Consider the following 10,692-nt stretch of genomic DNA (forward strand, 5'->3'; position numbering starts at 1 on the left):
TACAACTCCACATTAAAAGATTGGTAATTGTCATTAGAAATACAATGAACATTCGCGATATCAAAAGCTGAAATAACATCCTCATTTTCAAAGACTTCACGGTAGAAATTCAGGAATCTGTCATTACCTCCAGCGGCACCGGCAATAAGAATCTTAGCTTCAGGGTCAGCTCCGCGTATAGCTTCAGAGGTCTTGATTAACAGTTCCTGGTAAGCTTTAGCATCTTGTTTATAAAAATCTAGTCGCTCACGGCCTTCTTCCTCTTCGGGGCCGGCTAGGTCTGGCTCATTCATCACTTCCCAATACTTTATTGGAATCTCTAAACCTGGCATATCGCTGACTCCATCGCCATCATAGCGTTCTACCAATGCGCTTACCCATTTTTGGTAAGCTTCCCAGTCGTAAGGATTGCAGCGGTATATTGGCAGATAATCCATTTCCTCGAAGAAGTCGCCTTTTGGTAAAAATTCATCATTTTCTGAGACTGCGCAACTTGAGTAATCGCTTCTTTCTTTCTGATCCCAATCGGCAAAAGGCCACAGGGTAACCAGAACCCCAATGCCTGCTTCTTGATATTCTTTTACCAGGGTATCGGTTTGAGCAAAGGAAATTTCGTCATCTTTGTTCTTCTGCATACTGTCCCACAGAAAAGGACCGGGGTGCGGTCTGGCCCAAGAAGCGCCGAAATCCTTTATTCTACTAACTTCGCCGGGACCTCCCGAAAGAAAGCCGAATCTATTGTTCAGGATTTCGTCGGGGATAGACAATGTCTTGCCGGTTGAAATGCCTTCGGGTGAGGATTCTTCTTTAAAAAATTTATCGTAAGCAAAGAATCCAACTCCTCCCACAAGCACTACTCCTAAAACAACTAAGACTGCGACAATCAGCGATTTTGATTTCTTCATTCCCCTTCCTTCTTTCCGGGTTAAGTTCTTATCAGTTCCTGAATGAATTTTTCGATAATCTTAATTTTATATCTTAGCAGGATGTATTGGAAGTTAGACATTAGGCAGGAGGGGCCAGATCTTTAATCTTGATATTTCAAAAAGAAAGTCAAAAAACAAGATACAATTCTTTAGCTGCCTTAAAGAGCATCCATCTTTATAAAAATCTGACATGTAATAGTCGCAAAATAACTTGACTTTTTAAAAATTGACTTGTAGAATGATAATATAACTTGAGAGGGGAAAAAAGATGAAAACCACTTTGACTAAGCGCGGGCAAATTGCCGTGCCGGCAGAGATAAGGAAAAAATTTAGACTTCAACCTGGCTCCAAACTTTATTGGTTGAATACAGGCAAGGAAATTAAATTGGTTCCTGTTTCCGCAGATCCCATCGAAGCAATGTATGGTTCAGCTTCGGGGAAAAAGCTGACTGAAAAACTGTTGAAGGAGCGTCGAAAGGACAAGGAACGTGAGAAAAGATAAACCAAGGTATCTGTTGGACACATCAGCTCTTTTAACTTTTTTAGAGGGCGAAGGTGGAGCGGAAACGGTTAAGAATATCTTACTCTTGGCTCGAGATGATAAGGCCGATGTCTTCATTTCTTTCGCTTCATTAATCGAGGTTTATTATATTACTCTTCAAGAAGAAGGGGAGGAAATCGCCGATTTGCGGTTTGTTGCGTTAATGGAGCTTCCGGTCCAAGTTTTAAAATCTCTCGAAGAAACATTCATTCTTACTGCGGGAAGGTTTAAAGCTGTTTATCCAATTTCATTTGCTGATGCAGTAATTGCCGCTCACGCTCAATTAAATAATGCAATCTTGGTCCATAAAGATCCCGAGTTTTTATCCATTAAGGATGAAATTAAGCAGGAATTTTTGCCCTTTAAGAAGTAGATTTTATGGATTCGCTGCAAAGAATTTCCCCCCGAATCCCGTAATGTAAGCTTTCAGGATTTGCCGTGCCCGCAGGCAAGTGTTTTAATTTTAAGAAATTACATCTATAATAATTCAGTTATTTTCTAATTTGTTGAATAATCGCTAAAATGATATTTAGCGTCATTGTGAGTGATCTTATAGATTGCTTCGTCGCTTATGCTCCTCGCAATGACAAAATTTAATGGTTGTTTTCTAACTAATTTGAGGTGTTTAAGTGAACGATAAACCGATAGGTATTTTTGATTCCGGAATAGGTGGATTAACGGTCGCTGGTGAAGTAATGCGACAACTTCCTAATGAAAATATCATTTACTTTGGGGATACGGCCCGTTTTCCCTATGGTCCGCGAAGTGCCGATGAGCTGAAGGAGTTTGTCTTTCAGATAGTTGAGTTTTTGCAAAACGAAGAGGTTAAATTTATCGTTATTGCTTGCAACAGCGCGTCTTCCGCGGCCCTTGAGGTTGCCCAGGAGTATTTTGATATTCCAATTATAGGGGTGGTTGAGCCGGGAGCAAGAGCAGCTGCGCAAGCAACACGCAATCGCCGAATAGGTATTATTGGCACTCAGGCAACTATCTCAAGCAGTGCTTATGTTAAAGCGGTGCGTACTTTTGACGCTGGGGCGAAAGTTTTTCAGCAAGTCACTCCCGAATTGGCAGATTTTGTAGAAAATGGTGAATTGAGTGGCAAAAGAGTGGAAGATGCGATAAAAAAATATTCAAATTCTTTAATTGAAGTAGATATAGATACTTTGATTTTGGGATGTACTCATTATCCTTTGCTTAGTAAAACTATCCAAAAAATTATCGGAGAAAAAGTTGTCCTCATAAGCTCAGCCAAGGAAGCGGCGAAAGAAGTTGGTGAGATGCTTGCTCGAAAAAGCCATATAAGGAGTGAACAAAAAACTCCTTGTTATCGCTTTATTTCCAGCGGGGATGGCAGTAAGTTCATAGAGCTGGGCAATAAGTTTTTGGGTAGAGAGATAAAAGATGTAGAAAAAATTAAATTAGGATAAGGTGACATTATGAAAATGAAAACCCATTTTATTACACGCGCGGCGGTCATTGCGGCACTTTACGCGGCTTTAACCATTGCTTTGACACCTCTAAGTTATGGGCAAATTCAAGTGAGAGTTTCTGAGGCGTTAACCGTTCTTGCTTATTTTGAGCCGGCTGCGATTATCGGCCTTTACCTGGGGTGTTTGATTGCAAACATGAATAGCCCCCTTGGCTTGTTAGATGTTTTTTTCGGTTCTTTTTTGACGCTCGCGGCGGCTTCTCTTACCTGGGCAATCGGCAGGCTTTTTTTGAAAAGCTCTCAAAAAACTTACATCTATAAAGGCTCGTTACTGGGATTATTGCCACCCGTTTTAATTAATGCTTTTGGAGTGGCTTTGATATTGAAAATTGTTCTTGGTTTACCATACTGGATAACTGTTTTTTGGGTTGGAATTGGTGAAGCAATAGCCGTTTATACTTTGGGTTATCCTTTACTTATCATCCTTTTAAAAAGAAAGATTTTATCTGAGGAAGAAAACTAAATGAGGTTAATTGTTTTAGGGGCTTCGGCTGCCTATGCGGGGCCGGATGAAGCGTGCAGCGGTTATCTTATTTCTCATCTTCACCCGGATCATTTTTTGGATATTTATCCTTTACATAATTATTATCTGCTCAATAGCACAATTCCTGATTTTTCTTTGCGGGTCCTTGCTCCAAGTAAAGCTTCGGAGTTGTTGGATTGTATTTTATCTGATGATTATAGAAAGAAATTTATCAACATTTTTAGATTTGAAGATATAAATGGTAAGATTGAATATAGATTCGGGAATTTAAAGCTTCAGTTTTGTAAAGTAAATCATCTTGAGCCAACTTACGCAGTGGCGATAATTGGCAAGAAGAAGCTTGTTTATAGCTCGGATACCGGCTATTGCGAGGATTTGGTAGAGTTTGCAAGGGGAGCAGATGTTTTTATATGCGAAGCGACGTTGAAAGAAGTTCACGCGGGGGCTCCGGTTAATCATCTTACCGCTAAACAGGCGGCGATAATTGCTAAAAAAGCAGAAGTTAAAAAGTTATTTTTGACACATATGTGGCCCGGTTATGATAGAGAGGTTTCCTTAAAAGAGGCAAAAGAAGTTTTTGATGGCGAGATTATAATGTCCGGAGAAAATAAAGCATACGAAATTTAGGAATTTGGTAAAACGGTTTGTAATAATAGTTTTTGAGAGGTGAGGATATTGGAAAGAATAGATAGTAAAAAGCCGGATGAATTGAGAAAAGTGAATATAACAAGAAATTATATTCCTCATGCGGAAGGTTCAGCTTTAATTGAGTTTGGCAATACTAAAGTTATCTGTACGGCTACTGTAGAGACAAATAAGGTGCCGATGTTTTTACGAGGCAGCGGGCAAGGGTGGATAACCGCGGAATATTCTATGCTCCCACGTTCAACTACAATAAGAAGTCCCAGGGAGTCGATGATGGGTAGAGTTGGTGGAAGAACTCATGAAATCCAGAGATTGATTGGAAGATCGTTGCGTTCTGTTGTAAATCGCGAGGCCCTTGGCGAGCTTACCATATGGATTGACGCAGATGTAATTCAAGCCGATGGTGGGACAAGGACAGCTGCGATAACAGGTTCTTTCATTGCTCTTTTCGATGCAGTTAAATATCTTATCGAAGAGGGTAAGATTAAAGAATTTCCAATAAATGATTATGTATCCGCTATCAGTGTTGGCATTGTTGACGGTGAACCTTGTCTTGATTTGTGCTTTGAAGAAGACGTAGACGCCCAGGTAGATATGAATATTGTAATGACAGGATTAGGAGAGTTTATTGAGGTTCAAGGTACTGCGGAATCCCATCCTTTTACGCGTGATGAGTTGGACAAGCTTTTAGCATTGGCAAAAAAGGGGATTAATGAACTCATCAAAATACAAAAATCTATTATAGGAAAAGATTTTGATAAATTATCCAAAAAATTCAAATTCGAAAAGTGAGAAGATGAAGACTGTAATAGCTAGCAAAAATGAGGGTAAAATCCGGGAAATTAAAGATATCCTTAATTTGAAGTGGCTGGAATTTTTAACATATAAGGACTTTGAAAAGTGGCCTGAAGTTGAGGAAACCGGAAAAAATTTTGAAGAAAATGCCATTCTTAAAGCTCAAAAATTAGCAGAGTGTTTGAAATTGCCTGCTTTTGCGGACGATTCTGGTTTGGAAGTTGATGTTTTAGGTGGAGAACCGGGTATATATTCATCACGTTATGCCGGAGAATTTGCAAAAGATGAAGATAATATTAAAAAGCTTCTAAGTAAATTGCGGAGTTTGTCTATTAACAAAAGAACGGCGCGATTTAAATGTAGCGCGGTTTTATTTATTCCTAACGGCAAAATTTTTAAAACAGAAGGTGTTTGTGAGGGGCACATAATAAACGAACCACGTGGCTCAAATGGCTTTGGATATGACCCTGTCTTTGTGCCTAAAGGTTATGATAAAACGATGGCCGAACTTCCGGTTGAAATTAAGAACAAAATTAGTCACCGGGGACAAGCTTTTCGAAAATTGAAAGAGATTTTAAAAGAAATTAAGTTTTAATTGTCATCGTCATCCTTATCCCGGGTCATTTGTTAGTTTCAATACGTTTTTTCTATCAATGTAGATTGATTTCAATGATATTTAATGGTTATAAATAAATTATCTTTAAACTGAACAATTTGAGAGTTTGTTTATTTGACGGTTTAAGTAATTTTTCCTATACTACTACTGGTCTAATAAGATATAGCCCCGCCGAAGTTGTGCGGGGCAATAATATTCTTTGATAACTAAATATAAGGACAGTGTAATAATAATATTTTTCGGGGTGTAGCGCAGTTTGGTTTAGCGCGCCTGCTTTGGGAGCAGGAGGTCGGGGGTTCGAATCCCTCCACCCCGACCAAAAAACGGTTAATAGTTAATAGTTAGTAATTAATAACTGGTTGTTGAGGGCAAGGGGTAAAGGGTAAAGTTAAATAAAAAATAAAGAGCGAGAAAAATTAGCCCACCTGTTAGCTTTTGATTTTTAGCTGGAGGCTGGAGGCTAACAACAAAACAATGAACTACGAACTAATTTATGGTGGCTGTGGCTCAGTCGGTTAGAGCATTGGACTGTGGCTCCAAAGGTCGGGGGTTCGAATCCCCTCAGCCACCCCAAATAGTTGTTAGTTGACAGTTGGTAGTAAGGAGTGGGGAGTTTTGTTGGTGAAGTATGGCAGATGCCTGCCCGCCTTTGGAGGGCTTGTCCGCCTCTGGCGGGGCAGATAGCTTATAGCAGATAGAAAGTTGAGAGGGTAGAGGAAAAAACCAACTAACCAATAAGTAAATTAGCAAAAAACTCCTAACTCCCGACTAACAGACTTTCGACTAGATGCGCCTGTAGCTCAGCTGGATAGAGCATCGGACTTCTAATCCGCAGGTCGGGGGTTCGAATCCCTCCAGGCGCGCCAAAATAGTTAAAAGTTAATAGCTAATATAAAAACAATGAATGATGAATAATGAACTGGACTATGCGGGGGTAACTCAGTTGGTAGAGTCACAGCCTTCCAAGCTGTTGGTCGCGGGTTCGAATCCCGTCTCCCGCTCCAAATAGTAATTAGTTGGCCTGCACGTCAATGCCTAAGGCATCATAGGCGTAGGCAGGCGGGTAGCAGGGAGTAAGAAGTGGGTAGTTGTTGGATTAAAAACTCCTAACTCCCGACTAACAGACTTTCGACTAGATGCGCCTGTAGCTCAGCTGGATAGAGCGTCGGACTTCGAATCCGCAGGTCGGGGGTTCGAATCCCTCCAGGCGCGCCAATATAGTAATTAGTTGGTAGTGAGGAGTGGGGAGTGGGTAGTTGTTGGTGAAGTATAGTTGGTAAAAGATTAAAAACTACTAACCCCCGACTAACAGATTTTTGGATAGATGGGCCGTTAGCTTAGTTGGTAGAGCAGGGGACTCTTAATCCCAAGGTCGCAGGTTCGAATCCCGCACGGCCCACCATAAAAGATTAAAAATTATCGGAGTATCTTATTAGAATCCATAAACCAGCAAAGAATTGTGCTTAAAAAGTAAGTTCAGGTTATACTATCAATAATTAATTTTAAAACAGGTTGTGCGGGTGTGGTGGAATGGCAGACACGCATGCCTTAGGAGCATGTGCCGTGAGGCGTGGAGGTTCAACTCCTCTCACCCGCACCAAAACTATATTACAAGGGGGTATTTTTTTTGAAAGCCGAAGTCGAAAAGCTTGAAAAGAGTAAGGTGCTTCTAAAAGTTGAAGTACCTAAGGAAGATATAGAACGAGCCATTAAAGAAGCCTATAAAGTTATTTCTAAAAAAATTAACGTTCCCGGGTTTAGAAAGGGAAAAGTTCCTTTAAACATAATTGATACTCGCGTGGGAGAAGAAGCTATTATCGATGAGATGCTTCGTCAATTGGTGCCAGGCGCTTATACCAAGGCGGTTGAAAAGACAGGCATAGAGCCAATTAACATTCCCGAAATAGATGTCAAGGATGCCAAAAGAGATAAGGTTAATTTTCATGCCAAAGTTGACGTAAAACCTAAAGTGGATTTAGCTGATTATAAAAAGTTAAAAGCAAAGCGAGCCAAAGTAAAACTAACTAACGAAGAGATAAATCAGCAAATTGAAATAACAAGAAACAGTTTAGCGCAACTTGAGGTTGCTGAAAGAAAAATTATTTCTAAAGATGATTTTGTGATGATAAATTTTGATGGGTTGGTCGATGGCAAATCCTTTGAGGGAGGTTCTGCTAAAGATTTCCTACTTGAAGTCGGCTCCAATCAAATTGTTCCCGATTTTGATAAGAATCTTTTCGGAGCCCGAAAAGGTGATATAAAGGAGTTTACGGTAGATATGCCTCCAAAATACGATAATCAGGCAATTGCAGGTAAAACTGTAAAGTATAAAGTTTTAGTAAAAGAAATAAAACAAAAAGTTTTACCGGAGTTAAACGATAAATTTGCTGAAGAAGTTGGTGGTTTTAAAACTCTGGATGAATATAAAGAAAGTATAAGAAAAAGGTTAGAGGAAGTAAAAACTTTTAAGGCAGAAGAGGATTTTCGCAGGAAGGTTTTAGACGAGGCAGCAGAGGGAACAAAAGTTGATATTCCTGATATAATGGTAGATAGAATGGTAGCGGAAATGGTCGATGAATTTCTTCTAAGTCTTCAGTCTCGCGGAGTATCTGCCGAGGATTATTTTTCAGTCGCCGAAACCAGTATTGAAGAATTGAAAAAATCTTTTCGAGAAAGAGCCAAAGAAAGAACCAGAGATGAAATTGTTTTAGAGGCAATTGCAAAAAAAGAGGGCTTAACGATAAGCGAGGACGAATTAAGCAAAGAAGTGGAAGCCATTGCTCAAAGATTAAACGAGGACAAAGAAAAACTCAGAAAAATTTTCGAAGAAAGAGGAATATTAGAAAAAATTAAAAACGATCTTTTGATAAGAAACTCTTTAGAGCGTTTAGTTGAATTGACAGAGAAAACAACTGAAAAAAGAAAGAAGAAAAGCGAAGATGGAGGTAAAAATGAGAAATCTAATTCCAATAGTAGTCGAACAAACAAGTAGAGGGGAAAGGTCATATGACATCTACTCTCGTTTGTTGAACGAGAGAATAATTTTTTTAGGCAGTGAAATAAATGATGATATTGCCAATGTGGTCATTGCTCAACTGCTTCATTTGGAATCAGAAGACCCTGATAAAGATATTCACCTTTATATTAATAGCCCCGGAGGATCGGTAACTGCTACTCTTGCTGTCTACGATACCATGCAATACGTTAAACCGGATGTTTCGACAATATGCATTGGTCAGGCAGCTAGTGGTGCTGCTATTTTGCTTGCAGCCGGTGCGAAAAAAAAGAGATTTGTTTTGCCGAATTCGAGGGTTTTAATTCATCAACCGCATGGTGGGGCAAGCGGCCAAGCTGTTGATATTAATATTCAGGCTAAAGAAATTCTGAGAAACCGTCGACTATTAGATGAGATACTAGCTGAAAAAACCGGTCAGTTGATTGAGAAAATTCAAAAGGATACGGACCGGGATTTTATAATGGATGCTGAAACGGCTAAAGAATACGGCATTGTTGATGAGGTTGTGCAGAAGCGTATAAAGAAATAGAGGGGGCAATATGGCAAAATTTGGAGAAACTTCAGAGCAATTGAAGTGCTCTTTTTGCGGAAAGAGTCAACGTCAAGTAAAAAAATTAATTGCCGGTCCGGGTGTCTATATTTGCGATGAGTGTATTGATCTTTGCAACGAGATTATCGATGAAGAACTGGAACCTGAAACCGGATACGATATTGAAGATTTGCCTAAACCAAAGGAAATTTTCAATATTCTCAACGAATATGTAGTGGGTCAAGAAAAAGCAAAAAAAATACTTTCGGTTGCAATCTATAATCATTATAAGAGGATTAAAATCGAGGTTAATCAAGAGGATGATGTTGAACTTCAAAAAAGCAACATTCTTCTTGTTGGCCCCACAGGTTGTGGAAAAACTCTTTTAGCTCAAACTCTGGCCAAAATATTAAACGTTCCTTTTGCAATTGCAGACGCGACAGCTTTAACTGAAGCAGGTTATGTGGGAGAAGATGTAGAGAATATCTTACTTAAACTTATACAAGCCGCGGACTATGATGTGAAGAAAGCGGAAGTAGGTATAATCTATATTGATGAAATTGATAAAATTGCCCGTAAATCGGAAAATCCGTCAATCACGCGCGATGTTTCCGGTGAAGGGGTACAGCAGGCCTTGTTAAAAATTTTGGAAGGCACAACGGCTAGTGTTCCTCCTCAAGGGGGAAGAAAGCATCCGCATCAAGAGTTTATACAAATCGATACCACTAACATACTTTTTATTTGTGGTGGAGCTTTCAATGGTCTTGATAAAATAGTTGGTAATAGAATTGGCAAAAAAGGGATAGGATTTGGAGCGGAGATTAAAGGTAAAAGAGAAAAATCATTTGATAAAATTCTTTTGCAAGTGTTGCCTGAAGATTTAATTAAATATGGCTTGATTCCTGAGTTTGTTGGAAGGATTCCTGTTGTAGCAAACGTCAATAATTTGAATAAAGAAGATTTAGTTAAAATTCTTACGGAGCCAAAAAATGCGCTTGTTAAACAGTATAAGAAAATTTTTGAACATGATGAGGTGGAGTTAGTATTTACCAAAGGGGCTCTTACTGCCTTAGCTGAAAAGGCGCTTGAAAGAGCGAGTGGTGCCAGGGGCCTTAGAGCTGTACTGGAAGAGATTTTAATGTATTCCATGTATGAGATTCCATCTACTCCATATATATCTAAATGTATAGTTACAAAGGATACAATTAAGAAGGGATTAAAACCAAGTCTCGTTGCTGAAGGGGAAGAAGAGAAAATTATCGGGAAAGAGATTACTGCGTAAAAAACCCCCCGTTTCGGGGGTTTTTTTTATTGTGTTATAACCACTGGTTTAATCGGCTGGCTGGCAGGCACGGTGTGCCTACTCAGGCAGTTTTCTTATTGCGAAACTTTATTCTCCTTTATTTCCGTGCCTACCGGCAGGCAGGTCTTGCTCGCCCAAGAAAACGAAGCAAAAGACGAAGGAATTTTATGAAATCTACAAATATCGAGATTAATAAAGAGATTTCATCGAAATTCCCGAGCTGGGCGGCCGATCATTTTTTGACGGCTACGAAATAACGGTTGTTCAGGCGCCTGCTTGCCTGCCGGTAGGCACGGCGCCTAAAAATGATATGGCGTATAAAATAGCGTGCTCATATGCTTGCCC

11 protein-coding genes and 7 tRNA genes are annotated in these 10,692 nt (G+C 39.6%); 17 read left to right on the forward strand and 1 reads right to left on the reverse strand.

The genetic code is table 11. The annotated features are described in order from the left end of the window. The coding region (locus tag Q7U95_RS03040) for a hypothetical protein (protein ID WP_308751805.1) at nucleotides 1–905 on the reverse strand (905 nt) is incomplete at its 3' end. A 289-nt stretch (nucleotides 906–1,194) separates the two neighbouring features. Between Q7U95_RS03040 and Q7U95_RS03045 the strand changes: the two genes are divergently transcribed. The 17 genes from Q7U95_RS03045 to clpX all read left to right on the forward strand — a co-directional run bounded on the left by Q7U95_RS03045 (nucleotide 1,195) and on the right by clpX (nucleotide 10,326). Continuing rightward, entirely contained in the window at nucleotides 1,195–1,428 is a 234-nt protein-coding gene (locus Q7U95_RS03045; protein WP_308751806.1) for an AbrB/MazE/SpoVT family DNA-binding domain-containing protein, read from the forward strand. Next, nucleotides 1,415–1,840: a PIN domain-containing protein gene (locus tag Q7U95_RS03050; RefSeq protein ID WP_308751807.1), complete on the forward strand. Its 426-nt coding sequence runs from the start codon at nucleotides 1,415–1,417 to the stop codon at nucleotides 1,838–1,840. The genes Q7U95_RS03045 and Q7U95_RS03050 overlap by 14 nt, the downstream gene beginning before the upstream one ends. A gap of 256 nt (nucleotides 1,841–2,096) precedes the next feature. Continuing rightward, nucleotides 2,097–2,897 (forward strand): glutamate racemase, encoded by an 801-nt coding sequence (gene murI / locus Q7U95_RS03055; protein WP_308751808.1) that lies wholly within the window; start codon nucleotides 2,097–2,099, stop codon nucleotides 2,895–2,897. Nucleotides 2,898–2,906: 9 nt separating this feature from the next. Further along, on the forward strand, nucleotides 2,907–3,422 hold the full coding sequence (locus Q7U95_RS03060) for a QueT transporter family protein (protein WP_308751809.1): 516 nt from the start codon (nucleotides 2,907–2,909) through the stop codon (nucleotides 3,420–3,422). Further along, a complete protein-coding gene (locus Q7U95_RS03065; RefSeq protein ID WP_308751810.1) occupies nucleotides 3,423–4,070 on the forward strand; it encodes an MBL fold metallo-hydrolase in 648 nt (215 codons plus the stop codon). It begins immediately after the preceding gene. Nucleotides 4,071–4,118: 48 nt separating this feature from the next. Further along, nucleotides 4,119–4,880, forward strand: coding sequence for a ribonuclease PH (gene rph / locus Q7U95_RS03070; RefSeq protein WP_308751811.1), 762 nt, complete (start codon nucleotides 4,119–4,121; stop codon nucleotides 4,878–4,880). A gap of 4 nt (nucleotides 4,881–4,884) precedes the next feature. Next, nucleotides 4,885–5,478, forward strand: a complete 594-nt coding sequence (locus Q7U95_RS03075) for an XTP/dITP diphosphatase (RefSeq protein ID WP_308751812.1) — start codon at nucleotides 4,885–4,887, stop codon at nucleotides 5,476–5,478. 261 nt (nucleotides 5,479–5,739) lie between these two features. Further along, nucleotides 5,740–5,818 (forward strand) — tRNA-Pro (locus Q7U95_RS03080). 177 nt (nucleotides 5,819–5,995) lie between these two features. Continuing rightward, nucleotides 5,996–6,072, forward strand: a tRNA-His gene (locus Q7U95_RS03085). A gap of 216 nt (nucleotides 6,073–6,288) precedes the next feature. Continuing rightward, a tRNA-Arg gene (locus Q7U95_RS03090) sits at nucleotides 6,289–6,365 on the forward strand. 62 nt (nucleotides 6,366–6,427) lie between these two features. Beyond that, nucleotides 6,428–6,503, forward strand: a tRNA-Gly gene (locus Q7U95_RS03095). Nucleotides 6,504–6,637: 134 nt separating this feature from the next. Continuing rightward, nucleotides 6,638–6,714 (forward strand) — tRNA-Arg (locus Q7U95_RS03100). 111 nt (nucleotides 6,715–6,825) lie between these two features. Beyond that, nucleotides 6,826–6,901, forward strand: a tRNA-Lys gene (locus tag Q7U95_RS03105). 114 nt (nucleotides 6,902–7,015) lie between these two features. Further along, nucleotides 7,016–7,099 (forward strand) — tRNA-Leu (locus tag Q7U95_RS03110). A gap of 27 nt (nucleotides 7,100–7,126) precedes the next feature. Continuing rightward, on the forward strand, nucleotides 7,127–8,491 hold the full coding sequence (gene tig, locus Q7U95_RS03115; RefSeq protein WP_308751813.1) for a trigger factor: 1,365 nt from the start codon (nucleotides 7,127–7,129) through the stop codon (nucleotides 8,489–8,491). Beyond that, complete coding sequence (clpP, locus tag Q7U95_RS03120) at nucleotides 8,451–9,044, forward strand: ATP-dependent Clp endopeptidase proteolytic subunit ClpP (RefSeq protein ID WP_308751814.1); 594 nt, start codon at nucleotides 8,451–8,453, stop codon at nucleotides 9,042–9,044. Before tig ends, clpP begins: the two co-directional genes overlap by 41 nt. Before the next feature lie 10 nt (nucleotides 9,045–9,054). Further along, nucleotides 9,055–10,326: an ATP-dependent Clp protease ATP-binding subunit ClpX gene (gene clpX, locus Q7U95_RS03125; RefSeq protein ID WP_308751815.1), complete on the forward strand. Its 1,272-nt coding sequence runs from the start codon at nucleotides 9,055–9,057 to the stop codon at nucleotides 10,324–10,326. Nucleotides 10,327–10,692: the final 366 nt, after the last annotated feature.

The sequence above is a fragment of the Candidatus Oleimmundimicrobium sp. genome (assembly GCF_030651595.1).
Taxonomy (GTDB): Bacteria; Actinomycetota; Aquicultoria; order UBA3085; family Oleimmundimicrobiaceae; genus JAUSCH01.

Excerpts from the sequence above, each read along its gene's own strand:
- Q7U95_RS03045 (WP_308751806.1), top strand. The coding sequence starts at position 1,195 with ATGAAAACCACTTTGACTAAGCGCGGGCAAATTGCCGTGCCGGCAGAG.
- Q7U95_RS03060 (WP_308751809.1), top strand. The coding sequence starts at position 2,907 with ATGAAAATGAAAACCCATTTTATTACACGCGCGGCGGTCATTGCGGCA.
- Q7U95_RS03065 (WP_308751810.1), top strand. The coding sequence starts at position 3,423 with ATGAGGTTAATTGTTTTAGGGGCTTCGGCTGCCTATGCGGGGCCGGAT.
- Q7U95_RS03075 (WP_308751812.1), top strand. The coding sequence starts at position 4,885 with ATGAAGACTGTAATAGCTAGCAAAAATGAGGGTAAAATCCGGGAAATT.
- clpP (WP_308751814.1), top strand. The coding sequence starts at position 8,451 with ATGAGAAATCTAATTCCAATAGTAGTCGAACAAACAAGTAGAGGGGAA.
- clpX (WP_308751815.1), top strand. The coding sequence starts at position 9,055 with ATGGCAAAATTTGGAGAAACTTCAGAGCAATTGAAGTGCTCTTTTTGC.